The 24683-nt window shown below is 68.7% G+C and carries 24 protein-coding genes and 1 riboswitch; of the genes, 11 read left to right on the top strand and 13 right to left on the bottom strand.

The features are described from left to right. The gene (locus GD1_RS05095; RefSeq protein WP_053777721.1) at positions 1-957 is read right to left on the bottom strand and encodes a serine/threonine dehydratase; all 957 of its coding nucleotides are present in this window, start codon (positions 955-957) and stop codon (positions 1-3) included. Positions 958-1039: 82 nt separating this feature from the next. Here GD1_RS05095 and GD1_RS05090 point away from each other — a divergent pair, with 82 nt between their 5' ends. The 3 genes from GD1_RS05090 (at position 1040) to GD1_RS05080 (ending at position 3958) form a co-directional block, all read left to right on the top strand. After that, positions 1040-1903 carry a bifunctional methylenetetrahydrofolate dehydrogenase/methenyltetrahydrofolate cyclohydrolase gene (locus GD1_RS05090; protein WP_020789794.1) on the top strand — a complete coding sequence of 288 codons (864 nt, stop codon included), beginning with the start codon at positions 1040-1042 and terminating at the stop codon, positions 1901-1903. Positions 1904-1965: 62 nt separating this feature from the next. Continuing rightward, on the top strand, positions 1966-2298 hold the full coding sequence (locus tag GD1_RS05085) for a DUF3017 domain-containing protein (protein WP_053777762.1): 333 nt from the start codon (positions 1966-1968) through the stop codon (positions 2296-2298). 109 nt (positions 2299-2407) lie between these two features. After that, positions 2408-3958 (top strand): hypothetical protein, encoded by a 1551-nt coding sequence (locus GD1_RS05080; RefSeq protein ID WP_053777722.1) that lies wholly within the window; start codon positions 2408-2410, stop codon positions 3956-3958. Positions 3959-4059: 101 nt separating this feature from the next. Here GD1_RS05080 and metX read toward each other — a convergent pair whose 3' ends face one another. Both metX and GD1_RS05070 read right to left on the bottom strand, forming a co-directional pair. Further along, on the bottom strand, positions 4060-5208 hold the full coding sequence (gene metX / locus GD1_RS05075; protein WP_053777723.1) for a homoserine O-acetyltransferase MetX: 1149 nt from the start codon (positions 5206-5208) through the stop codon (positions 4060-4062). Positions 5209-5226: 18 nt separating this feature from the next. After that, positions 5227-6537, bottom strand: a complete 1311-nt coding sequence (locus GD1_RS05070; protein ID WP_020793089.1) for a bifunctional o-acetylhomoserine/o-acetylserine sulfhydrylase — start codon at positions 6535-6537, stop codon at positions 5227-5229. A 62-nt stretch (positions 6538-6599) separates the two neighbouring features. Then, positions 6600-6721: riboswitch (SAM riboswitch) on the bottom strand. Between the two features lie 187 nt (positions 6722-6908). Here GD1_RS05070 and GD1_RS05065 point away from each other — a divergent pair. Continuing rightward, positions 6909-8744, top strand: a complete 1836-nt coding sequence (locus GD1_RS05065; RefSeq protein ID WP_160319611.1) for a cutinase family protein — start codon at positions 6909-6911, stop codon at positions 8742-8744. 117 nt (positions 8745-8861) lie between these two features. Then, the gene (locus tag GD1_RS05060) at positions 8862-10136 is read left to right on the top strand and encodes an MFS transporter (RefSeq protein WP_373855245.1); all 1275 of its coding nucleotides are present in this window, start codon (positions 8862-8864) and stop codon (positions 10134-10136) included. 16 nt (positions 10137-10152) lie between these two features. Here GD1_RS05060 and bfr read toward each other — a convergent pair whose 3' ends face one another. Together bfr and GD1_RS05050 are read right to left on the bottom strand one after the other, a co-directional pair. Further along, positions 10153-10638, bottom strand: coding sequence for a bacterioferritin (bfr, locus tag GD1_RS05055; RefSeq protein WP_059036092.1), 486 nt, complete (start codon positions 10636-10638; stop codon positions 10153-10155). Between the two features lie 100 nt (positions 10639-10738). After that, entirely contained in the window at positions 10739-10921 is a 183-nt protein-coding gene (locus tag GD1_RS05050; protein WP_020791611.1) for a (2Fe-2S)-binding protein, read from the bottom strand. A gap of 146 nt (positions 10922-11067) precedes the next feature. On the opposite strand from GD1_RS05050, the gene GD1_RS05045 reads away from it, so the two are divergent. The 3 genes from GD1_RS05045 to GD1_RS05035 are packed head-to-tail and all read left to right on the top strand — an operon-like array spanning position 11068 to position 14056. Further along, positions 11068-11913: an exodeoxyribonuclease III gene (locus GD1_RS05045; RefSeq protein WP_020791612.1), complete on the top strand. Its 846-nt coding sequence runs from the start codon at positions 11068-11070 to the stop codon at positions 11911-11913. Between the two features lie 23 nt (positions 11914-11936). Continuing rightward, on the top strand, positions 11937-12980 hold the full coding sequence (gene trpS / locus GD1_RS05040; RefSeq protein WP_053777725.1) for a tryptophan--tRNA ligase: 1044 nt from the start codon (positions 11937-11939) through the stop codon (positions 12978-12980). Between the two features lie 14 nt (positions 12981-12994). Continuing rightward, on the top strand, positions 12995-14056 hold the full coding sequence (locus tag GD1_RS05035; protein WP_053777726.1) for a YhjD/YihY/BrkB family envelope integrity protein: 1062 nt from the start codon (positions 12995-12997) through the stop codon (positions 14054-14056). 42 nt (positions 14057-14098) lie between these two features. On the opposite strand, the gene GD1_RS05030 is transcribed toward GD1_RS05035, so the two are convergent. From GD1_RS05030 to sdhC, 6 genes are all read right to left on the bottom strand, one after another. Next, positions 14099-15307 carry a D-alanyl-D-alanine carboxypeptidase family protein gene (locus GD1_RS05030; protein WP_238403685.1) on the bottom strand — a complete coding sequence of 403 codons (1209 nt, stop codon included), beginning with the start codon at positions 15305-15307 and terminating at the stop codon, positions 14099-14101. Positions 15308-15508: 201 nt separating this feature from the next. Next, positions 15509-15919, bottom strand: a complete 411-nt coding sequence (locus GD1_RS05025) for a hypothetical protein (RefSeq protein ID WP_053777727.1) — start codon at positions 15917-15919, stop codon at positions 15509-15511. Between the two features lie 151 nt (positions 15920-16070). Then, positions 16071-16859 carry a succinate dehydrogenase iron-sulfur subunit gene (locus GD1_RS05020; protein ID WP_020793415.1) on the bottom strand — a complete coding sequence of 263 codons (789 nt, stop codon included), beginning with the start codon at positions 16857-16859 and terminating at the stop codon, positions 16071-16073. Next, positions 16859-18613 (bottom strand): succinate dehydrogenase flavoprotein subunit, encoded by a 1755-nt coding sequence (sdhA, locus tag GD1_RS05015; RefSeq protein ID WP_059036087.1) that lies wholly within the window; start codon positions 18611-18613, stop codon positions 16859-16861. Before sdhA ends, GD1_RS05020 begins: the two co-directional genes overlap by 1 nt. A 33-nt stretch (positions 18614-18646) precedes the next feature. Next, positions 18647-19099: a succinate dehydrogenase hydrophobic membrane anchor subunit gene (locus tag GD1_RS05010; protein ID WP_059036086.1), complete on the bottom strand. Its 453-nt coding sequence runs from the start codon at positions 19097-19099 to the stop codon at positions 18647-18649. Between the two features lie 12 nt (positions 19100-19111). Continuing rightward, positions 19112-19519 carry a succinate dehydrogenase, cytochrome b556 subunit gene (gene sdhC, locus GD1_RS05005; RefSeq protein ID WP_053777728.1) on the bottom strand — a complete coding sequence of 136 codons (408 nt, stop codon included), beginning with the start codon at positions 19517-19519 and terminating at the stop codon, positions 19112-19114. 223 nt (positions 19520-19742) lie between these two features. On the opposite strand from sdhC, the gene GD1_RS05000 reads away from it, so the two are divergent. From GD1_RS05000 to GD1_RS04990, 3 genes are read left to right on the top strand one after another with little or no spacing between them, the layout of a single operon-like run. Beyond that, complete coding sequence (locus tag GD1_RS05000) at positions 19743-20159, top strand: cytidine deaminase (RefSeq protein WP_059036084.1); 417 nt, start codon at positions 19743-19745, stop codon at positions 20157-20159. After that, on the top strand, positions 20156-21472 hold the full coding sequence (locus GD1_RS04995) for a thymidine phosphorylase (RefSeq protein WP_059036082.1): 1317 nt from the start codon (positions 20156-20158) through the stop codon (positions 21470-21472). Before GD1_RS05000 ends, GD1_RS04995 begins: the two co-directional genes overlap by 4 nt. Further along, positions 21469-22599, top strand: a complete 1131-nt coding sequence (locus GD1_RS04990; RefSeq protein ID WP_053777730.1) for an adenosine deaminase — start codon at positions 21469-21471, stop codon at positions 22597-22599. The genes GD1_RS04995 and GD1_RS04990 overlap by 4 nt, the downstream gene beginning before the upstream one ends. A gap of 125 nt (positions 22600-22724) precedes the next feature. Here the strand turns inward: GD1_RS04990 and GD1_RS04985 are convergent, their stop codons facing one another. Together GD1_RS04985 and GD1_RS04980 are read right to left on the bottom strand one after the other, a co-directional pair. Continuing rightward, the gene (locus tag GD1_RS04985) at positions 22725-24014 is read right to left on the bottom strand and encodes a SatS C-terminal domain-containing protein (protein ID WP_059036079.1); all 1290 of its coding nucleotides are present in this window, start codon (positions 24012-24014) and stop codon (positions 22725-22727) included. Between the two features lie 79 nt (positions 24015-24093). Then, positions 24094-24683 (bottom strand): C40 family peptidase (locus tag GD1_RS04980; protein WP_169798178.1); only part of this gene is annotated, 590 nt, incomplete at its 5' end.

Below are 24683 nucleotides of genomic sequence, written 5' to 3'. Positions count from 1 at the left end.
TCACAGATCGTCGAGGCGGGTGTTGGCCCCGCACAACACGATGGCCAGGGTCGTCCCCGGCTCCGGGCGGACCCGGCCGGTGGACACCGCTGCCACGGCGGTCGCGGTGCCGTGTTCGACGACGATCCGGAACCGCTCCCACAGCATCGCCCGCGCGGCGACGATCTCCTCGTCGGAGACCAGCACCGAGGTGACCGGCCGATCGGCGATACTCGCCCAGCAGATCGCACCGACCCGGGTGGCACCCAGGGAGTCGGCGGCGACGCCCGCCGGATCCACCGGGACCGGGTGTCCGGCGGCCAGCGCCGCGTGCAGACACGATGCGGACTCGGGTTCGGCCCCGACCAGATGATCACCGGTGCGCAGGGTGGCCGACATGCCGCCCAGCAGCCCGCCGCCGCCGACACAGACCACGGTGGTGAGCGGGCCGTGTACCTGTTCGGCCAGTTCGAGGCCGATGGTGCCGGCTCCGGCGACGATCTCGGGGAGGTCGTAGGCGTGCAGCAGCAGCGCTCCCGACGCCGCGGCCATCTCGGCAGCGGCGTCGGCGGCGTCCTGATAGCGGCTGCCGATCAGGTGCACCGTCGCGCCGAGTGAACGCAGCGCGGCCACCTTGACCGCCGGTGCGGACTCGGGGACGACCACCGAACAGCCGGTGTCGGCGATCCGGGCCGCCCAGGCGGCACCGATCGCCGCATTGCCCCCGGAGGCGACCAGAACGCCGGCATCGGTGAGCCGGCCCACGCTGCGTGCCGCGATCACCGCGTTGACGCTGCCGCGCGCCTTGAAACAGCCGCCGAGCTGGGTGTACTCGAGCTTGAAGACCACCTCGACCGGGCCGTCGGCGGTGTCGAGAGACGTCCGCCAGACCGGGGTGTGGCGCACCAGTCCGCTGATCCTCTCCCGCGCGGTGAGCACGTCGGCGGGGGTGACCGGATGGCTGTGCGGGACGCCCATGTCGTCACAGTACGCAGGGACCACGCGGGGACACAGGGGAACGGGGGCCCGTGCGCGGCGCGCGGGATGAAACAATGTCGGGGTGAGCGCAATACGACTCGATGGCAAGGCGACCCGCGACGAGATCTTCACCGACCTGGCGGCGCGGGTCGAGAAACTCCGGGCCGCGGGGATCACGCCCGGTCTGGGCACGGTCCTCGTCGGTGACGATCCCGGGTCCCAGTCCTATGTGAAGGGCAAGCACGCCGACTGTGCACGCATCGGTGTGGCATCCATCCGCAAGGACCTGCCCGCCGACGCCACCACCGAGCAGCTCGACGCGGCGATCGACGAGCTCAACGCCGATCCGGCCTGCACCGGCTACATCGTGCAGCTGCCGCTGCCCAAACACCTCGACGAGAACGCGGCGCTCGAACGCATCGCACCGGAGAAGGACGCAGACGGGCTGCACCCGATCAACCTCGGTCGCCTCGTGCTCGGCAAGGAATCGACCCTGCCGTGCACGCCGCGAGGGGTGATCCACCTGCTGCGCCGCTACGACATCCCGATCGCCGGGGCCCACGTCACCGTCGTCGGCCGCGGCGTGACCATCGGCCGGCCGATCGGACTGCTGCTCACCCGGCGCAGCGAGAACGCCACCGTCACCCTGTGTCACACCGGCACCCGGGATCTGGCCGCCGAGGTGTCGCGTGCCGACATCGTCATCGCCGCCGCCGGGGTCCCGCACCTGGTGACCGCCGACATGGTCAAGCCGGGTGCCGCCGTCATCGACGTGGGCGTCAGCCGCACCGAGGACGGCCTCGTCGGCGATGTGGCGCCGGATGTGTGGGAGGTCGCCGGACATGTCTCACCGAATCCCGGTGGCGTCGGACCGCTCACCCGGGCCTTCCTGCTGGTGAACGTCGTCGAACGTGCCGAGGACCAGCTCGCCGCCCAGGGGCGATGATCGCCGGGACACCGATGTCGGACGAGACCCCGGGGCCCGACGGCTCCCCGGGGTCACCTGAGATGCCGGGGCCCCGTGAGATCCCGGCCGACGACGACACCACCGAGCAGCACGACCGGATTCTGCGGACCTGCCTCGTGCAGATCCCGTACCTCCTGGTGCTGCTGTGCGTGGCCGTCGCCGCGGCCCTGGTGCTGTTCGACCGATGGCGCCGTGGTGCATTCGTGTTCGGTTCGGCGATGTTGCTCGGTGCCGTCCTCCGTGGTGTGCTACCCCCGAATCAGGTGGGATTGCTACAGGTCAGGGGGCGTTTGTTCGATGTGGCGACGATGGCCTCGGTCGGTGCCCTGGTGCTCTGGCTGGCCACCTCCATCGACCCGTTGGGAACGGATTGATCACGAAATTGCGTAGACTGGTCCGCAGATCGTGATCTTTGCGGTCGACGAGAGGGGTGGCGGGATCTTTTCCGCCTGGCTCTTTTTCGGGGGTCGTTAGCAACACTAAGTGGGGAACGTCATCAGTTCGGAGTTCGAGACCAGCGTCCAGGGCCCCGGCGACGACATCACGTCGCTGGGCGTCTCGTCAGGCGACGGGATGATCCACTACGTCCTGCTCACCAGTGACGAGTCGGGCCGGCACGGCGTCGAGTCCCGGGTGATCGACGTCGATCCCTCCGACGGCCTCGATCCGGTCGGCCGGGTCAACGCCGGTATCGACCTCGTGCTCGACGCCGTCCGCACCGCCGATGTCCGGGTCGGTCCGATCGGTGTGTCCGCGCGAACGGCCACCCAGCGCCGCCGCCTGGGCTCGACCGGCAGCGGCACACGCCGCCAGATCCATCTCGTCTCCGACGCCGAGGCCGTCGCCGCGTTCCTGACCGGTACCGGCCAGATCGAGCGGTTCGGTTCGGTCCTGGTGGCCGACTGCGGCGACACCGGGATGTCGCTCTACACCGTCGAGCCGACCTCCGGCCGGATCGCCGCCGACGCCCGCACCGATGTCCTCAGCGGCCGTGCGCTCGACGAGGCACTGGCCGACCGGGTCGCCGCCCGCTCCGACCTCGACGGCACACAGACCCGCCGTGGACGAGCCTCGCTGGTCGGGGCCTGCCGGACCGCCAAGGAGGAGACCTCCGGTCCGGACACGGTCGGCATCACTCCCGCCGGGATACCCACCGGGGTCCGGCTGACCGACGAGATGGTGGAACAGGCCGCACGTCCGATGGTCGAGCAGGCCCGGACCGTGATCGCCGAACACCTCGAAGGACTCCGGACGGCGGCCGGACCCGCCCCCGAGGCGCTGGTGCTGGTCGGGGGACTGGCCAATCTGCCGGTGCTCGCCGAGCTCGGTGAGGGGACCGGCCTCGAACTGATCCGGCCCGACACCCCCGAGCTCGTCGCCGCGACGGGGGCGGCACTGCTCGCCCGCCGGTCGGGTGCCGGGCGGGTGACCTTCATCGGTGGCCGCCGCCGGAGCGGCTGGATGCCCCTGGCGCCGGTTGCCGCCGTCATCGGGTTCTGCTGTGCGCTGCTGGTCACCGCGGTGGCCGTCGGCGCCACCCTGACATCGGATTCCGGGGACGCCGATCCGTCGACGACCACCGTGGAATCCGAACGGTGGGTGGGGACGGTCGAGCCGGACTGGACGACGACGGCGCACACCACCCGGATGTCGTCGGTGGATTCACCGACCGCCACACACAACACCGTGACGACCTATCCGCCGAACGGGTGGACACCCGGATGGGCCACCACCGAACTGCCCCTGCCGACCGCGGGGACCTCCACGTGGACACTCGGACCGAGTTCGGCCCCGACCACCACCGAGACCTCGGTGCCCGACATGCCGACACGTCCCACCCGGCCGACCTGGTCGACCTGGACCATCCCGCCGAATCTGATTCCGCCGGAACTGATCCCGAGCCTGGGCGTCCCGACCACGGCACCCGGTGACGTGGCGGAGCCCGCGCCGGGGCAGTCGTTGCTCCCGCCGTCCGGATCGCAGCCCGCCGGGACACCGCCGGCCGAGGTCACCACGACCACTCCCGCCGCCTAGCCGCACGCCCCGGGCGCGGCCGAGACCGCTCCGGCGGCCCGGACCCGCCGACAGACAACGGCCGTACACCCGAGGGTGTACGGCCGTTGTCGGAGGGGGACTCAGTTGCGCGCGAGGTCCACGGTGCGCTTGAGCAGGTCGGCGACCGCATCGAACTCGGTCAGGAAGCCGTCGTGGCCCTTGTCGGAGTTCACCACCTGCAGTCCGCCGACGCAGTTGCCGAGCAGATCGGCGATCTCGGCCTGCAACCGCAACGGGTAGAGACGGTCGGAGTCGATACCCGCGACGATCACCGGAACGGTGCACGACCGCAGTGCGGCGGCCACGCCACCGCGGCCGCGGCCGACGTCGTGGTGATTGAGCACGTTGCTGAGCACCACGTAGCTACCCGGATCGAAGCGCTCGGTGAGCTTCTCGGCCTGGTGCTCGAGGTAGCTCTGAACCGCGTACCGACCGCCGGTGAGTGGATTCTCCTGGCCCTGAGGATGATTGGCGAACCGCTCGTCGAGTTCGACCTCGTGCCGATAGGTCAGGTGCGCGATCCGGCGGGCGATCCCCATGCCGGCGAACGGCGCGCGGCCGGTGCCGTGGTAATCGCCGCCCTGCCAGTCGGGATCCGAGGTGATCGCGGCGATCTGGGTGGTCTGGGTGCCGATCTGGTCAGCGGTGGCGCGGGCGCCGACCGCGAGGACCAGCGCGCTGCGCACCCGGTCGGGGAACTCCACCGCCCACTCGAGCGCCCGCGCGCCACCCATCGAACCGCCGACCACCGCACCGATGCTGCGGATGTCGAGCGCCTCGAGGAGGGCGGCCTCCGCACGCACCTGGTCGAGCACGGTGATCTCCGGGAAGCGTGAGCCCCACGGCCGTCCGTCGGCATCCAGGGACGCCGGACCGGTCGACCCGCGGCACCCGCCGAGGACGTTGGCCGAGATGACACACCACTCGTCGGTGTCCACGGCGCAGCCCGGACCGATCAATCCGTCCCACCAGCCGGGGGACGGGTGCTCGGCGTCGGCCTCGCCGGTGACATGGGAGTCACCGGTGAGCGCATGCAACGCCAGGATCACGTTGTCACGGGACGGCGACAACGTCCCCCAGCGCTGGAATGCCAGGGTGACGTCGTCGAGCCGGTACCCGCTGTCGAGCACCATCGGCCCGAGGCGGACGCCGACCATCCGCCCGTCCGGGACCTTCTCCCAGTCGGGTTGACGCGCCTGCGACGCCTTCGGGTCGATCGTTACCGACACTGGTTATGCGCTCCTCAACTACTTCGCTGCCGCGAAACCCTGGTCCAGGTCGGCCAGGATGTCGTCGATTCCCTCGATACCCACGGCCAGGCGGACCAGGCCGGGGGCCACACCGGCGGCCAGCTGCTCCTCCGGGGTGAGCTGGCTGTGCGTGGTGGACGCCGGGTGGATCACCAGCGACCGGACGTCACCGATGTTGGCGACATGGCTGTGCAGGGTCAGCGCCTCGACGAACCGCTTGCCCGCGTCCACACCGCCGGCGATCTCGAATCCGATGATCGCACCCTGGCCCTTGGGGGCGAGCTCCTGGCCCCGCTCGTACCACGGCGACGAGGCCAGACCGGCGTAGGCCACCGACTCCACCTGCGGATGGTCGGCGAGGTACTGGGCCACCTTCTGGGCGTTGGCGACATGCCGCTCGACGCGCAGGCTCAGCGTCTCCAGACCCTGGGCGAGCAGGAAGGCGTTGAACGGGGAGATCGCGGCGCCGGTGTCACGCAGCAGCTGCACGCGGGCCTTGAGCGCATACGCCGGGGCGCCGAGGTCGGCGAAGACCGCACCGTGGTAGCTCGGGTCCGGCGTGGTGAAGCCGGGGAACAGGTCCTGGCCGTCGCGCTGGACGCGCCAGTCGAAGGTGCCGCCGTCGACGATCACGCCGCCGATCGCGGTGCCGTGACCGCCGATGTACTTGGTGGCCGAGTGCACCACGATGTCGGCACCGTGGGCCAGCGGGTTGAGCAGGTACGGGGTGGCGACGGTGTTGTCGACGATCAGCGGGACACCGTTGCGGTGGGCCACCTCGGAGATGCCGGGGATGTCGAGGATCTCGTTGTTCGGGTTGGAGATCGACTCGCCGTAGAACGCGCGGGTGTTGTCACGCACCGCGGCCTGCCAGGAGTCGAGGTCCTCCGGATTCTCGACGAAGGTCACCTCGACACCGAACTTCGGCAGGGTGTAGTGCAGCAGGTTGTAGGTGCCGCCGTACAGACGCGGGCTGGCCACCACGTGGCCGCCGTTCTCCACGATGTTGAGGATCGCGTAGGTCTCGGCGGCCTGACCGGAGGCCACCAGCAGTGCGGCGACGCCACCCTCGAGGGCGGCGAGGCGCTGCTCGACGACGTCCTGGGTGGGGTTCATGATGCGGGTGTAGATGTTGCCCGGCTCGGCCAGGCCGAACAGGTTCGCGGCGTGCTGCGTGTCGTTGAAGGTGTACGACGTGGTCTGGTAGATCGGCAGGGCGCGAGCGTTGGTCGTACCGTCGGCGGTCTGGCCGGCGTGGATCTGCTTGGTCTCGAAACTCCACTCGCCACCGTTGGCTGCGTCAGACATGGGTATAGATCACTTTCTGCGGTCGGCAGGGTCGTGAAGACCCTGGTGGGGTCCGACCTTCGGACCCGCGCTTGCCGGGGATGCGTGAACGCGATCCCACAACCCGGTCATCACCCGGAGCACCCCACCGCGGTTGGAGGGTTGCCGATCAGCAAGCCGGGGCTGTGCGCTGATACTCATGACCTGGCGTCAAGGATATAACACGGTCACAAGCCGTTGAGAACCCTCCTGCTCGCACCGATCTCAACGCTGGTCGCCGACGATTTCTGCTGTCCTGCGTTCGATGGAGTCGCGACGGTATCGGGACGGCCGCCCAACTCCCCGGATTTACGATCGCGTACCACAGGATGTCTCGGCCGAAGGGGATGGCCATGAAGCACCGGACACACACCGCCAAGCGTCACTCGTCCCTGTTCGGCAAGCCGGGCCCCGGCTCGCCCGGGTGCACCGAACCCGGTCGATCCCGATCCGACAGACATGCGTCGGTCCGACGCCGTGGCGTCCTGGCGCCGGCGGCGGTCGTCGCGATCGGGGTGGTGGTCATCGGAGTGGGCGCAGGCGTCGCGGCCGCCGACCCCGCCGATCCCGAGTGCGCCGGACCGGGCCGGGTCTTCCTGGTGGGCGGGGCCTCCGAACCGGGGGCCGGGGCACTGATCGGTGTGCAGCAGCGCTACACCGCCCTGGGCCCCGACAACCAGCCGGACCCGACCAGTCCCTACTACGGCAACCCCTACACCGTCGAGGTGGTGGACTACTCGGCGTCGATCTGGCCGCTCGGGTCGGTGGGCTACAACAACGCCGAACGTGAGGGGAGTGCGAACCTCGAGCAGGCCGTCGGGGAGTACGTGACGCAGTGCGGTGGCGACAAACAGGTCGTGATCGCCGGCTACTCCCAGGGGGCGCGGGTCGCCGGCGATGTGCTCACCGGGATCGGCGAGACCGGGCGGGTCACCCTCGACGACGGCACGCAGGTCGAGTTGGTCCGCGACAACGTGAGCGGTGAGGTGTACTCGGATCCGCGGATGAGCGGCAGCCTGTGGGGGCGCGGCATCGAGCTGACCCTCGTCGGGGTGATCCCCGGGCTGACCATGTCGGGGCCACGCAGCAGCGCCGACTACGGCGGACTCGAGGTCACGACGATCTGCGTGGCGGGTGATCCGGTCTGTGACCTGCCCGACCCGCTGCACGATCCGATCGGCGACATCGACGGCTTGCTCGGCTACTTCGTCAAACACGGCTACTACCCGTGGCACATGTACCAGGACCCGGCCGCCTACGCCGACTGCACCGGCCCCGATCCGGCGACCCCGAACGTCCAGGTGACCACGTGCACCGTCGAACAACCATCGTCGGTGGCCGTACTGACCCAGCAGCTGGTGGACGCGCTCGGCGTCGACTGGACCGTCCCGGACCTGCTGGCCTACCGCTTCCGGTGGCCCGACATCATCGGTATCACCCTCGCCGACTTCCAGACACCGATCGCCTGGACCATGGACTGGTTCCCGCAGCTTCCCGAACTCGGCTACGGCGGATACCTGCCCGACCTGTCCATGCTCACCGACATCCTCAACGGTCTGGTCACCGGCGACCTCGCCCTGGTCCGCACCGGGGTGTCGGGGCTGACCGGCAGCGCGGTGAGCGTCGTGGGGATGCCGGTCGAGTTCGTCACCTACTGGGCCGGGCGCATCGTCGACGGGATCACCTCGGTGCCGTTCGGTCCCGACACCCTGTTCACCGACACCCTGTTCACCGACAGCCTGCTGACCGCCGGAGTGCCGGCCGCTGCATCGGTCACCCCGCAGATCGCCGCACTCACCGCCGGCACGGAAGCCGGTGACGGATCGGTCGCCCGGGGCGCCGGATCGGCGGACTCCGACGACCCGGACACCGCGCAAGCCGGCGCGGCCGCGATGGTCACCGAGCCGCGAGCCGAATCGCAAACGGAACCGGCCCCGCAGCCGCAATCCGCGCCCGACCCGGACCCCGGTCCTGCCGCCGGCGCCGATCCCGCCCCTGGTTCCGACGCCACCGGGTCCGACGCCACCGGGTCCGACGCCACCGCAGAGCAGACGCAGAACCCGGATAGCGCGACCGGGTCGACGGAACCGTCCGGTTCCGAAGGCGCGTCCCCGGCCACGATGGGAACGGTGGACACGCAATCGGACGAGACGGAAGCGGACGAGACGGAAGCGGTCGAGGCAGGGTAGAGGGGGTCGGGCGGGGTGGAGGGCGTCGGACAGGGGAGAGGTGGACCGGCGGCCCTGTGAAGTAGTTCACCGCCGGACCAGGGAATTCACCGCACCCTCGCGGTGGTTGGTGGACAGGTGCCGCACACCCCAGCCCCCTCCCAGCCCGACCGCACGTCCACGCTCCCCGCGGCGACACCCGCCGGGACCTCCCTGCGGTGGGCGATCCTGGCGCTGGCGCTCGGCGGCTTCGGCATCGGCACCACCGAGTTCGTCTCGATGGGTCTGTTGCCCAACATCGCCGACGCCATGGATGTGTCCGAACCGACCGCCGGATGGGTGATCTCCGCCTACGCCCTCGGCGTCGTGGTGGGTGCACCGCTGATCGCCGCGCTCACCGCACGTATGTCCCGTCGGACCCTGCTGATCGGACTGATGGTGGCCTTCACCGTCGGCAACCTCGCCACCGTGCTGGCCCCGACCTTTCCGTCACTGCTCGCGGCCCGCTTCGTCGCGGGCCTGCCCCACGGTGCCTACTTCGGTGTGGCGGCACTGGTCGCCGCTCACCTCGCCGGCCCGCAGCGCCGTGCCAAGGCGGTCGGTCAGGTGATGCTCGGACTGTCTGTCGCCAACGTCGCAGGCGTCCCCGCTGCGGCCTGGCTCGGCGAGCACTCCGGTTGGCGCAGTGCGTTTCTCATCGTCGTGGCGGTGGGCGTGCTCACCGTCGGCGCGCTCATCCGCAACCTCGGTTCACTCTCGGACATGCGCGTGACCAACCCGATGACCGAACTCGGCGCACTCCGCCGCGGGCAGGTGTGGTTCACCCTGCTGATCGGTACCGTCGGATTCGGCGGGATGTTCGCCTTCTACACCTACCTCAACACCACGCTGACCAGCATCTCCGGGATCGGTGTCGGAACGATCCCGTTCGCGCTGATGCTGTTCGGCCTCGGCATGGTGCTGGGCAATGTGGTCGGCGGGATCGCTGCCGACCGCAATGTGCCACTGTCCATCCTGCTCGGGCTGATCGGCACCACCGTGGTGCTGCTGGTCTTTGCCGCTTCTGTTCAATTCGCCTGGGCTGCACTGATTCTGACATTCTTCGTCGGTGTGGCCGCCACCGTGACGATCCCCGCCCTGCAGACCCGGCTGATGGACGTCGCCGACGACGCGCAGACCCTCGCCGCGGCGCTGAACCACTCGGCGCTCAACCTGGCCAACGCGATGGGCGCATGGCTCGGCGGTCTGGTGATCGGGGCCGGGCTCGGCTACCGTGCGCCGTCGGTCGTGGGCGCCGGTCTGGCGGTCGCAGGCATCGTGGTCCTGATCGTCGCGCTCGCGGTGCAACCCGGTGGTCTACGCACGTTGCGACCCCGGCGGCAGGCGCCGCCGGTGACCCCGATCGAGGTGTGACCCGCGATCTCTCGGCTCAGCCGACGTCGGGCGGGGTGGCGATGGTCTTGGTGAGGTAGAGCTGCTCACCGAGGCGATCGAGCAGTTCGAGCTGGGTCTCGAGATAGTCGATGTGGTGCTCTTCGTCGGCGAGGATCTCCTCGAAGAGCTTCGCCGAGGTGATGTCACCCTTGCCCCGGCACATCGCGATGCCCGGCTTGAGTCGTTCGACCACCTCGACCTCGATCGCGAGGTCGGACTCGAACTGCTCCCGCAACGACTGGCCGATCCGCAGGGGCAGGATCTTCTGATAGTTGGGCAGACCCTCGAGGAACAGGATTCGGTCGGTCAGGATCTCCGCGTGGTGCATCTCTTCGATGGACTCCGCACGGGTCTTGCCCGCCAGCTCCGTCAGACCCCAGTTGGCCTGCATCTTCGCGTGTAGGAAGTACTGGTTGATCGCCGTGAGCTCACTGGTCAGCTGCTCGTTGAGCAGTGCAATGACCTCATCATCTCCACGCATGCCGAACTCCGTTCGCTCTGGTGTTGATGTGCGAACGGTAACACTGATGCCGGCGTCACGCGGGCTTTCGCCTCGGATGACGTCGGTTCTCGGTATCGGGTCAGGCAGCGGTACTGGCGGTGGCATTCCTCTCGGCGACGATCGCGTGCAGACGTTCGAGGCAGGTGCCACATCCTTCACCGGCGCCACACTTGTCGCTGATGGCGTCGACGGTGCGCGCCCCGGAATCGCAGTGCTCGTGCACTTCGTCCTCGGTGACCGCGCGGCAGATACAAACGAACATGACCTCACCTCAAAACTGCTGTTAGGTGAGCATTACATAAAGTAGGGGCATTGTCCAAGGATTGCCTAACCTTGGACCGGCTCCAGAAAACACCCTGGAACGGGTCCAGAAAATCCTGTCGGAACCGACCCGTACCCTCGTCTTCTGTGTCGACCACGATCACCACAGTCAACGTCAACGGCATCCGTGCCGCCGTCAAGCAGCGTTCCGAGGTCAATCCGGGGATGCTGGCCTGGCTCACGCAGACCGACTCCGACATCGTCCTGATGCAGGAGGTCCGTGCGAGCGAGAAGCAGGCGCGCGAGGCGCTGCAGCCGGCACTCGACGCCGGCTGGCACCTGGCCATGTCGGAGTCCGTGGTCAAGGGGCACGCCGGGGTCGGCGTCCTGAGTCGCACAGAACCGCAGGACGTCCGCGTCGGATTCGGCAGCGACGAGTTCGACGCCACCGGCCGCTACCTCGAGGCCGACTTCGACGCCGAGTTCGGGCCACTCACCGTCGCGAGCCTCTACCTGCCCAAGGGGGCGGCCGCACCCACCGACGCCTCCACCGACAAGGAGGCCGAGAAGTTCGAGGAGAAGAAACGTTTCCTCGACGGGTTCGGTGCGCACATGACGGCGCTGGCGCGTCGTCGCAGGCATCTGGTGATCGGTGGCGACTGGAACATCGCACATGCCGAGGCCGACATCAAGAACTGGAAGGGCAACCTGCGCAGCCCCGGATTCCTGCCGCACGAGCGGGAATGGGTGGGCGCACGCCTCGACGGCGGCTGGACCGACGTCGTGCGCGCCCTGCATCCCGGGCTCGACGGCCCCTACAGCTGGTGGTCGTGGCGCGGCAAGGCCTTCGACAACGACTCCGGCTGGCGGATCGACTACCAACTGGCCAACCGGTCGCTCGCCGGACGTGCGACGAAGGCCTTCGTCGACCGCGCCGACACCTACGACCGCCGCTGGTCCGACCACGCCCCGGTCACCGTGGTCTACGAATGAGCGGGTCTGGAAGACTGGAATCCATGAGTGAGCCAACCGCGACCCCCGCGGCCACGCCGCGCAAGCGTGTGCTGTCGGGGATTCAGCCGACCAGTGATTCCTTCCATCTCGGGAACTACCTCGGTGCGGTGCGGCAGTGGGTGGAGCTGCAGGAGGACTTCGACGCCTTCTACTTCATCCCCGACATGCATGCGCTCACCGTCGACTTCGACCCGAAGACCCTCGCCGAACGCACCCGCACCTCGGTCGCGCAGCTGCTGGCCGTCGGCGTCGACCCCGAGCGTGCCACCGTCTACGTGCAGTCGCACATCCCCGAGATCGCCCAGCTGACCTGGGTCCTGCAGTGCATCACCGGGTTCGGTGAGGCGAGCCGGATGACCCAGTTCAAGGACAAGACCGCCAAGAAGGGCACCGACGCCGCGGGCGTCGGGCTGTTCACCTACCCGGTCCTGATGGCCGCCGACATCCTGGCCTTCGAGGTCGACTACGTGCCGGTGGGCGAGGACCAGCGTCAGCACCTCGAACTGACCCGTGATCTCGCGCAGCGCTTCAACAAGCGGTTCGGCAAGTCCTTCGTGGTGCCCCAGGCGCACATCGTCAAGGAGTTCGCCAAGATCTACGACCTGCAGAACCCGACGGCCAAGATGAGCAAGTCCGCCGAGACCGACAAGGGCCTGATCAACCTGCTCGACGACCCGAAGCGCTCGGCCAAGAAGATCCGTTCGGCGGTCACCGACACCGACACCGTGATCGCCTTCGACCGCGAGAACAAGCCCGGGGTGAGCAATCTGCTGACGATCCAGTCGGCGCTGTCGGGGGTCGGCGTGGACGATCTGGTGGCCAAGTACGAGGGCAAGGGCTACGGCGATCTGAAGGTCGAGACCGCCGACATCCTCGCAGACTTCGTCACGCCGCTGCGCGGGCGGGTGGCCGGCTATCTCGACGACCCGGCCGAACTCGACGCGATCCTCGCCCGCGGCGCCGAACGTGCCCGCGAGGTCGCGGCGGCGACCCTGGACTCGGTCTACGACAAGGTCGGATTCCTGCGCCCCGCCACAGGCGAATAGGACAGACTCTCCCCATGGGCGCCGTGGTCGATCGCATCAAGGCCGTCATCGCGTGGGCGACCGCGCTGTTCGCCGACCTGCGCCGAAGATGGCACTGGCTGGACCACCTGCTGGCGATGCAGGAGCGGTACTCGCACCGGCGCGGCAATCTGTACGCGGCGAGCATCAGCTTCAACGGCATCCTCGCCCTGGTGCCGATCATCATGGTGGCGTTCGCGATCGCCGCCTTCGTGCTGGCCCGCCAGCCCGAGGTGATCGATCAGATCAAGGATGCGGTGGTCAAAGAACTCCCCGGGGCGATGGGGACGCAGGTCGAGCAGGTCATCGACTCGGCGATCGATTCCCGCACCACCGTCGGTGTGGTGGGTCTGGCCGGTGCGGCGCTGACCGGGATCGGCTGGATCTCCGGGGTGCGCAACGGCATGACCGAGATGTTCGGTGGGCGCAAGAACCGCAATGCGGTGGTGTCCAAGGGCACCGACCTGCTGACCTTCGCACTGCTCGGCATCGCCTTCGCGGTCACCATGGCGCTGACCACCCTGGGCAACCAGGGCAGCCTGTTGCGCAAGATCCTCGAATGGGCCGGAGCCGATGAGGCGTCGTGGGCTCCGTCGGTGCTGCGGTTCGCCGCCATCATCGTCTCGATCACCGCGAGCTGGCTGCTGTTCAGCTTCATCCTGTCGCGGCTGCCGCTGGTGCCGCTGCCGTTCGTCAACACGATGCGTGCCGGGCTGGTCACCGCGATCGCCTTCGAGATCGTCAAGAATCTCGGCGGCATCTATCTGCGGTCGGTACTCGGGAGTCCGGCCGGGGTGGCCTTCGGGCCGATCCTGGGTGTGATGGTTTTCGCCTACCTGGCGTCGCGGATCATCCTCTACGCCACCGCCTGGTGTGCGACCGATCCGATCAACGCGCCGTATCAGGTGGTCGACGAGGTGGACGAGGGCCCGGGGGCGCCGGTCACCATCCGTCCGGTGGTCGAGGTCAACCCGACGTCGCGCGTCGGGGTGCTGGCCGGTGCCGCCGCACTCGGCGCGGTGGCCGGGGCGCTGGTCGACCGGTTCCGGCGGCGCTGACGCCGCAGGCCGGCATGTCGGCGGCGCCGTGCCGTGTGGCACTCAGCCGCGTCGTCGGCCGGTGAGCCGGGTCGCGATCGCGAGCAGCACCAGGATCGCCAGCGCGGCGAGCAATCCGATCACGATCCGTACCGAGACGGGGGTGCCGTCGTCGGTGTGTGTCGGGGACGACGCCGCGGCATGCTCGGCCGCCGACTCGGGTTCGGCTCCCCGGGTGGTCGCCGAGGTGGACACCAGCTCTCCCACCGAGGTACCGGCGGGCGCGGCGAACCCGTAGTCGAGCAGGGAACCGGCCTGCGTCCAGTAGCTGTCGTCGGCGGTCGACAGGCCGTACATCTGCACGATCAGCACGGTCCGGCCGTCGCGTTCGGCAGCTCCGACGAAGGTCTTCAAGGCGTCGTCGGTGTACCCGGTCTTTCCGCCGAGAATTCCTGGATAGCCATCCAGCAGAAGATGATTGGATGTCTGCATCTCGTAGCCGGGGTGAGGCGTGTCGCTGATCACGTCCGACCGCGGCGGATAGCCGGGGAAGTGGTAGGTGGGCGTGGCGATGATCTCGCGGAAGGTCGGGTGGGTCATCGCGGCCCGGAAGACGAGCGCGAGGTCGTAGGGGGAGGTGCTCATCCCCGCGGAGTCGAGCCCCGACGGGGTGGCGGCCCGGGTGTCGAGGGCGTGCAGATCGTGGGCCAGCGAGTTCATCTTGGCCAGCGTCGCGTCGACGCCACCGAGTTGCCGGGCCAGCGCCATCGCGCAGTCGTTGCCGGAGACCACGAGCAGTCCGGAGACCATGTCGCGCACGGTGTAGTGCCCGCCGGGGCCCATCCCGCAGGAGTCGCCCTCGGCACTCCAGTCCTCGACGGTGGCGGTCACCGGGGCATCGAGGTCGAGCTCGTCGAGTGCGACGAGCGCCAGCAACACCTTGATCGTCGACGCCGGACGGTACCGCCCGTGCGGGTCCTTCGCGGCGATCACCGCCCCGGTGTCCATGTCGGCGATCAGCCAGCCCGCCGAGGTGAGCCGATCCGGGACCGGTCCGGCGGCCGGGTCGGCGATCACGCCGCAGCCGGCGAGACGGTCACCGCCGACGGGCGGATTCGGCACCGGCAGCGCGGTGGGCGTCGGCGAGCCCGGGGCGACGACCTCGGACGCATCGACCGCCGGTGCCGGGGCGATGCGATACGGGCAGTGGTCGGTCACCGGCGTGGGCGGGCCGGGGGCCGCATTGGCGGCGGCGGGCACCAGTGCCGCCATGGTGGCCACACAGACACCCGCCACGAACCCCCGGAACCGTCGCCGGTGCTGCGGGCGCGGATTCACCGGTCGGACACTACCAGCGGTCGCCGGCATGGTCCGGGTGTGGCGGTGAGCCGATGCACCCGACGCGGGATCCGCTCGGGCAGGGGGTGGTTCGCCGGGGTGGCCCGGGTACGTCACCGGGCGTGGGCGAGCGGGTCACAGGCAGATCGCCGTGGCGTGCGGTCCGTCCTGACTGTCCTCGGTGACCAGCTTCTCGCCGACGAAGACCGCACATCCGGCATGCCCGCCGTCGGCGACGAAGACGACCGCCGGGCGCGCCTGGCCGGTCCCGTCGGCGGTGTAGGTCAGCGAGCCCGACCAGAGCCCGGACTCGGGGTCACGATGGGGCAGGGGCAGATCGTCCTGGCGCCGGCGTTGCCCGGCGGCATCGAACCAGACGGCGCTGCCGGTCGCGGCGTCGGAGGTCAGGACGATCGTGACGACCGGCGGCGGGTCGGGTTGCGCCGCGGCAGGGGGCGTCGGGGGCGCGGTGACGGCCAGAACGGTGACCGCCAGGGTGGCGAGGATCTGTCCGATGGTGAGCAGGAACGTGCGGTGTGGATGCATGGACCCTTGGACGCACCGCACCCCCCGAGCGGTTCCCCGTCGGTGACGATCCGGCCGGCCCCGACAACAGGAGAACCCACCACGGTTGTGCCGGAACACAACGGTGGTGGGTTCACCCGGGCTGCAGAGAGAGACTGCGAGGTGGTGCGGGTCAGCGCGAGAACATCAGCGCGCGCTTGACCTCCTGGATGGCCTGCGTGACCTGGATGCCACGGGGGCATGCGTCGGTGCAGTTGAAGGTGGTGCGGCAGCGCCACACACCGTCGATGTCGTTGAGGATGTCCAGACGCTCCACGGCACCCTCGTCACGGCTGTCGAAGATGAAGCGGTGCGCGTTGACGATCGCCGCCGGGCCGTAGTAGCTGCCCTCGTTCCAGAACACCGGGCAGCTCGTGGTGCAGCACGCACACAGGATGCACTTGGTGGTGTCGTCGAAACGGGCGCGATCGGTCTGGCTCTGGATGCGCTCACGGGTGGGCTCGTTGCCACTGGTGATCAGGAACGGCTTGATCGCCCGGTAGGCGTCGAAGAACGGCTCCATGTTCACCACCAGGTCCTTCTCCACCGGCAGACCCTTGATGGGTTCGATGGTGATGGTGATGTCCTTGGACTTGTCCTTCGGCAGCAGATCCTTCATCAGGAGCTTGCAGGCCAGCCGGTTGACGCCGTTGATCCGCATCGCGTCCGAGCCGCACACGCCGTGCGCGCAGCTGCGACGGAAGGTCAGCGTGCCGTCGAGGTAGCCCTTGACGTAGAGCAGCAGGTTGAGCAGCCGGTCGGTCGGCAGGGCCGGGACGCGGAAGCTCTCGAACCCCTGTGCATCGGGCTTCTCCGGGTTGAACCGGTAGATCTTCAGCGTCACCATCGTCGCCTCGGTGGGGACGGGTGGCAGCGGCGGCTCGTCGGAGGCAGGAGCCGGATTGTCCATGATCGCGGTCATCAGTACTTACGCTCCATCGGCTCGTAGCGGGTCTGGATCACCGGCTTGTAGTCCAGCTCGATGTCCGAGATGAGGTCGGCGCCCTTCTTGTACGCCATGGTGTGGCGCATGAAGTTCACGTCGTCGCGGGTCGGGTAGTCCTCGCGGGCGTGTCCGCCGCGCGATTCCTTCCGGTTGAGCGCACCGACGACGGTGACCTCGGCCATCTCGAGCAGGAAGCCCAGCTCGATGGCCTCGAGGAGATCGGAGTTGAAGCGCTTGCCCTTGTCGTGGACGCGGACGTGGTTGTAGCGCTCCTTGAGGGCGCGGACGTCGCCGAGTGCCTGCTTGAGGGTCTCCTCGGTCCGGAACACCGATGCGTTGGCGTCCATCGAGGCCTGCAGATCGGTGCGGATGTCGGCGACGCGCTCGTGGCCGTGCTCGGAGAGGATCGTCTCCAGCCAGGAGTCGACCATCGCGGTCGGGGCCTCCGGCAGGTCGGTGAACTCCACCGAGTTGGCGTACTCCGCGGCGGCGATGCCCGAGCGGCGGCCGAACACGTTGATGTCGAGCAGCGAGTTGGTGCCCAGGCGGTTGGCGCCGTGCACCGACACGCAGGCGCACTCACCGGCGGCGTACAGGCCGTGCACGATCTCGGTGTTGTTGCGCAGGACCTGGCCCTCGATGGTGGTCGGGATGCCGCCCATCACGTAGTGACAGGTCGGGAACACCGGCACCCATTCGGTCACCGGGTCCACACCGAGGTAGGTGCGGGCGAACTCGGTGATGTCGGGGAGCTTCTCGTTGAGGACGTCCTCGCCGAGGTGGGTCACGTCGATGTAGACGTAGTCCTTGTTGGGTCCGGCGCCGCGGCCCTCGAGCACCTCGAGCACCATCGACCGGGCGACGATGTCACGCGGTGCGAGGTCCTTGATGGTGGGGGCGTACCGCTCCATGAAGCGCTCGCCGTCGACGTTGCGCAGGATGCCGCCCTCACCGCGGACCGCCTCGGAGATGAGGATGCCCAGGCCGGCCAGGCCGGTCGGATGGAACTGGTGGAACTCCATGTCCTCCAAGGGAAGTCCCTTGCGGAAGACGATGCCCATGCCGTCACCGGTGAGGGTGTGCGCATTGGAGGTGGTCTTGTACATACGTCCGGAACCGCCGGTCGCGAAGATGATCGACTTGGCGTGGAAGACGTGCAGCTCGCCGGTGGCCAGCTCGTAGGCGACGATGCCGGTGGCAACCTTCTCGCCGGCCTCGTTCTCACTCAGGCACAGATCGAGCGCGTAGTACTCGTTGAAGAACTCGACGTCGTGCTTGACGCAGTTCTGGTACAGCGTCTGCAGGATCATGTGGCCGGTGCGGTCGGCGGCGTAGCAGGCGCGACGCACCGGCGACTTGCCGTGGTCACGCGTGTGCCCGCCGAAGCGGCGCTGGTCGATCTTGCCCTCGGGCGTCCGGTTGAACGGCAGACCCATCTTCTCGAGGTCCAGCACGGCGTCGATGGCCTCTTTGGCCATGATCTCGACGGCATCCTGGTCGGCGAGGTAGTCGCCACCTTTGACGGTGTCAAAGGTGTGCCACTCCCAGTTGTCCTCCTCGACGTTCGCCAGTGCGGCGCACATGCCGCCCTGGGCGGCGCCGGTGTGGCTGCGAGTGGGGTAGAGCTTGGTCAGGACCGCGGTGCGGGCGCGGGGCGCGGCCTCGATGGCGGCACGCATACCGGCACCACCGGCACCCACGATCACGACGTCGTAGCGGTGTTCCTGCATGTGAATTGGTCTCCCTCAGTCGACGTGGATGTCTCAGTCGACGCTGTTGACGTCAAAGGTCAGCAGGACATAGGTGCCCAGGACCAGGACGATGATCATCGAAATGCCGAGCAGGACGTTCAGCCAGAACCGGGTGGAGTCCTTGCGCGTGTAGTCGGCGATGACGGTGCGCACACCGTTGCCGCCGTGCAGCTGGGCCAGCCAGAGCATGGTGAGATCCCACACCTGCCAGAAGGGCTCTTTCCACCGTGCGGCGACGAACGAGGCGTCGATGCGGTGCACGCCGTCGTCCCAGGCCAGCATGATGAACATGTGGCCGATGGTGAGGATGATCAGGGCGAGGCCCGAGAAGCGCATGAACAGCCATGCGTACTTCTCGAAGTTGCCGCCCTTGCGGGCGCGGGGAGCGCGCGGGTTGTCCAGGCTGGCCGGACGGTCGTACTGGGTTCCCAGTGTCTTGGCGATGTTCGCCGAAGAGGTGGTCATCGGTGAGATCTCCTAGAGCGAGTGGGTGAACAGGATCTGCAGCAGACGGATCGCGCCGGCGGCGAAGACGATCACGAAGAGCGTCAGGATCACCCACAGCAACACACGCTGGTACTTGGCGCCCTTGGACCAGAAGTCCACCAGGATGATGCGCACACCGTTGAATGCGTGGTACAGCACCGCAGCCACCAGAGCGATCTCCATGAGACCGATCAGCGGGGTCTTGTAGGTCTCGATGACCTCGGTGTACTTGTTCGGGTCGACCCGGATCACCGCGGTGTCCAGGACGTGGACGAACAGGAAGAAGAAGATGGTGACACCGGTGATGCGGTGGAGCACCCACGACCACATTCCTGGGTCGCCTCGATACAGGGATCGTTTACGCACCGGCTCCGGAGCGGTTTCGGTCGGGGTGCTCATTGCGAATTTGGCCTCCAACATCGTCGATGGACGTAGTGGGCCACCGTTTGGAGGCTCCACAAGGACCCATGACAAGAGACTTTAAACCTATGCTGTCGGCAGTCATAAATTGCCCGAACAGATTTGGGCGACAAGAGATTCCGACTTAGGTTTGCCTTACCATTCTTACTTGCGCGTGTGAGGTCATGGACATGCGCCCTCCCGAGGATGCCAGGAGTTGTAGATGCACGCCACAATTGATTGGAAAGTCTTGCGCGGCAAGGCAAATGAGATGATCCCGCGGGCATATGCCCGCTACTCGCACTACCCGGTGGGTGCCGCCGGCGTCACCGCTGAGGGTGGAATCGTCGTCGGATGCAATGTGGAGAATGTCTCATACGGCCTCGGGATCTGCGCGGAGGTCGCACTGGTCGCCGCACTGGTCTCCGGTGGCGGTGGGCGGTTGCGGGCGGTGAGCGTGTGTGACTCGCGGGGCGAGATCCTGATGCCGTGTGGACGATGCCGTCAGGTGCTCTACGAACACGGCGGCCCGGAGATGCTGATCGACCATCGCGACGGTCCGCGTCCGCTGGCGCGGCTGCTCCCCGATGCCTTCGGACCCGGCGACATCGCGGCCGGCCGGATCGGAGGGGACCGGTGAGCGCGGTCGGGCTCGACCCGGTGTCGGTGATCGTCGCCAAACGGGACGGCCACGCCCTCGACGACGCACAGATCGCCTGGGCGGTGGACGCCTACACCCGGGGGGAGATGGCGCCGGAACAGATGTCGGCACTGCTGATGGCGATCCTGCTGCGCGGGATGGACCGCCGGGAGATCGCCACCTGGACCCGGGCGATGATCGAGAGCGGGTCGCGGATGGACTTCTCCGGACTGCGTCGCGACGGACGCGCGCTGCCGACCGTGGACAAACACTCCACCGGCGGCGTGGGGGACAAGATCACGCTGCCGCTGGCGCCGCTGGTGGCCTCGTTCGGCGTGGCGGTGCCGCAGCTGTCCGGTCGTGGCCTGGGCCACACCGGCGGCACCCTCGACAAGCTCGAGTCCATCCCGGGCTGGCGCGCCGACGTCCCGATCGACGAGATGACCGCACAGCTGGAGTCGGTGGGGGCGGTGGTCTGTGCGGCCAACCCCGATCTGGCACCGGCCGACCGCCTGCTCTACGCGCTTCGCGATGTGACCGGGACGGTCGAGTCGATCCCGATGCTGGCGGCCTCGATCATGAGCAAGAAGATCGCCGAGGGCACCGGGGCGCTCGTGCTCGACGTCAAGGTGGGCTCCGGCGCGTTCCTGCCCGAGATCGAGCGTGCGCGGGAACTGGCCGACACCATGGTCGAACTCGGGGAGCGTGCCGGTGTCGCGACCAGCGCCCTGCTGACCGACATGGACCAGCCGCTGGGGCGCGCCGCGGGCAACGCCGTCGAGGTGGCCGAGTCGGTGGAGGTGCTCGCCGGTGGCGGACCGGCCGACGTGGTGGAGCTCACCGTCGCCCTCGCGGCCGAGATGCTCACCCTGGCCGGGCTGCCCGACGCCGATCCGGCCGCACATCTGGCCGACGGCCGCGCGATGGACACCTGGCGGGCGATGATCGCCGCCCAGGGAGGTGATCCCGATGCGCCGCTGCCGCGTGCCCGCCACACCGACACCGTCACGGCCACCGAGACCGGTCGGGTACGGCGGGTCGACGCCCGGGCGGTCGGGGACGCGGCATGGCGTCTGGGTGCCGGCCGCTCCCGGCCGGGGGCGGATGTGCAGGCCGAGGCCGGGGTGATCGTGCACGTCGCCACCGGCGACCAGGTGCGACCGGGAACGCCGCTGTTCACCCTGCACACCCGGACCCCGGAACGGTTCGACGCCGCCCGTGCCGCGCTGACCGGCGCGGTGACCCTCGCCGACCCGGAATCCGATCCGGTCGCCGCGCCGCGCGTGATCGAACGGGTTAGGTTCGGGGCATGACGTCGATGCCGCCGCGTTCACCGCTCGATCCCGCCGCCCTGCTGCTGGCCCCCAAGGTGCTCCTGCACGATCACCTCGACGGCGGTCTGCGCCCGTCGACGGTGCTCGACCTGGCCCGCGACAGCGGATACGGCGACCTCCCGGCCGACAACGCCGACGACCTCGCGCGCTGGTTCCGCGAGGCCGCCGACAGCGGTTCGCTCGAACGGTATCTGGAGACCTTCGCGCACACCGTCGGGGTGATGCAGACCGTCGACGCCCTCGAACGGGTCGCCCGGGAGTGTGTCGAGGACCTCGCCGCCGACGGCGTGGTGTACGCGGAGGTGCGCTACGCGCCCGAACAGCACCTCGAGCGCGGGCTGGATCTCGACGAGGTGGTGGAGGCGGTGCTGCGCGGGTTCGCCGAGGGCGAGGCCGCGGCCGCGGCGTCGGGCCGCACCATCATGGTGCGGTGTCTGGTCACCGCGATGCGGCACGCCGCACGGTCCCGCGAGATCGCCGAACTCGCGGTGCGCTACCGCGATCGCGGTGTGGTGGGCTTCGACATCGCCGGCGCCGAGGCCGGACATCCGCCGTCACGGCATCTCGACGCCTTCGAGTACATGCGGGCCAACTGTGCGCCGTTCACCATCCATGCCGGTGAGGCGTTCGGGCTGCCGTCGATCCACGAGGCGATCGGCTTCTGCGGCACCGACCGGCTCGGGCACGGCGTGCGGGTGATCGACGACATCACCCTGGCCCCGGGGTCGCGACCCGATGCCCACGAGTTCCCCGGTGCCGAACTCGGATTGATCGCGAACATCGTGCGCGACAAGCGGATTCCGCTCGAACTGTGCCCGAGTTCCAATGTGCAGACCGGTGCGGTGGCATCCTTGGCCGAGCATCCGTTCAACGTGCTCGCCCGGCTGCGGTTCCGGGTGACGGTCAACACCGACAACCGGCTGATGTCCGACACCACCATGAGTCGCGAGTTCGCCAAGCTCGCCGACCAATTCGGATACGGCTGGGCCGATTTCGAGCGATTCACGGTGAACGCCATGAAGTCGGCGTTCATCCACTTCGACGAGCGGCTCGCCGTGATCGACAACATCATCAAGCCCGGATACGCGGTTCTGCTCGAGGGCTGACGCGGGGATCGGGCGGGCACGCCGTCGGCCACCGACTCGGTGCCGTGCTGATGGGACTGGCGGCGTTGCTCGCCCGTCGTCTACCCGGACGTCGATGACGCCGACGTGCGGGTAGACGTCCCGGGTCAGCGCTTCTTGGTCAGCCGGTCCTCGAAGTCGTGGACGAGGGCCCGCCACGCCTCGGACTCGTTCTCGAACGGCGCGCTCGGTGCCATCCGCTTGGGGTCGGGGTTGATCGCATAGTCGACGAACCAGCCCAGCGGAGTGTTGGCCCCCAGTGCCTCGTTGACCGCGTCGTCGTCGGCGTAGTCGGCTGCGTCGGTGAGCAATTCGACAGCCAGCTCGAGCTGGTTGCGATCGATGCGGCGCGGCCCGTCGGCGATGTCCTCGGCCAGGCCGGGCAGGACGTAGACGTTGTCGTCGATGACGTCGAACTCCAGCGAACCGTCGGTCGCGGCCACCTGGACCTCTTCGAAGGTCGACACCCGGGCCAGATCGTGCGAGGTGTCGTCGGACAGGAACTTCGCCAGCGTCCGCGGTGAGCTGAACACGAAGATCTTTCCGTCCGAACCGAGGAAGACCGGATCGTCGCCGAGATAGCAGCGCAACGACAGGTACTCCCCGTCGCCGGTGACGATCCGGATCGGGTCGATACCGACCGACGCCCAGAAGTCGTCGTCCAGATCGTCCTCGTCGTCTGCTTCGTCGTCGTCCTCGTCGAGATCGTCCTCGGTCTCGTCGGAGTCCTCGTCGCCCTCGGTCTGCTCGCCGATCAGGTCGAGATCTTCCTCCGGCTCGTCCTCGTCCTCGGCCGACGCCGCGGCCTCGAGCTCGGCCTCGGCGGTGGTCACCGCGTCGGCGTCGACGGTCGGGGTGCTGATCACGCCGTCGACGGCGTCGAGAACGTCGTCCCAGTGCTTGGCGATCAGGCGGCCGATCCGGACCCACAGGTCCGTGCCGTCACGGCCCTCGAAGTTGCGGGTACCGGTGGTGACCGCACCCAGGATCGGGTTGCCGTTGAAGAACTTGGTGATGACGGTCAGCTCGCACACCTCGCCGAGGATGCGCACGATCTCGAGGGCGTCCTCGAGATCGGCGATGACCTCGGGGGTGGGATCCTCGGCGGCCAGCTCGGGCACCCCGACGAGGTCGTAGGTGCGCCGCTCGTCGGGGACGAGCTCGTCGGCGGCGAGGCTCTTGACCGTCTCCCATGCCGGATGCTCGGCGAGATCGTTGTCGTCGTCGGTGCGGATGAACGCGACCAGCTCGGCGACCCCGGGGAAGACGTAGAGATCCTCGTCCAGACCCAGGAACGCCTCCCACTCGTCGTCACCCTCGCGCCAGCGCGGGGCCCACAGGGTATAGGTGTTTCCGTCCGTGAGTCCGAGCTCGATGGGGACGATGTCTCCGGCCATGACGACACAGCCTACTGATCGAGACCGGGAACGGGGGTACTGGGCCCGCGACGATTCGGTGAACTGTTCGCCGCCCCCCTCATCGCGGACGGAAGAAGCCCTGGAAACCCTGTCCTGCGTTGGTCGTACGCAGGGCCGACACCTGCACGGGATCGCCGGCCTCCACCAGCTGCTGGTTCCCGATGTACATCGCCACATGACCGTCCCACACCGCGAGATCGCCGGGCATCAGATCGCCCTGGGCCACCGGTATCCCGGCGGTGTCCTGATCCTGTGCCAGTCGCGGCAACTCCATCCCGGCCTGTCGGTAGGCCCACTGGGTCAGCCCGCTGCAATCGAAACCGGCCGGGGTGGTGCCGCCCCACGCGTAGGGCACGCCCTGCTGACTCAGCGCGGCACGCACGGCCGTGGCCGCCCGCTCGTTCGGGGCATAGGCCACCGATCCGTCCGGCAGGGTGATCGCCACCCCCTCGCCGCGGGCCGGTCCCGCCGCCGAGACCGGTACGGCCGCTGCGGGGGCCTCGTGGTGGGTCAGGGCCATCAGGTCGGCGATGTCGCCGGACAGTTCGCCGCGGGTCCGGTCGACCACCTCCACGCCCCGGCCGATCAGTCCGACGGCGACGGGGACCAGCGTGGCCAGGCCCGCCGGGCCGAACGCATCGGGGCCCA

It is taken from the genome of Gordonia desulfuricans NBRC 100010 (genome assembly GCF_001485495.1).
In the GTDB taxonomy this organism is placed as follows: domain Bacteria; phylum Actinomycetota; class Actinomycetes; order Mycobacteriales; family Mycobacteriaceae; genus Gordonia; species Gordonia desulfuricans.
Note: the sequence above shows the minus strand (reverse complement) of the source record. Positions and strands in the feature narration are given on the sequence as shown.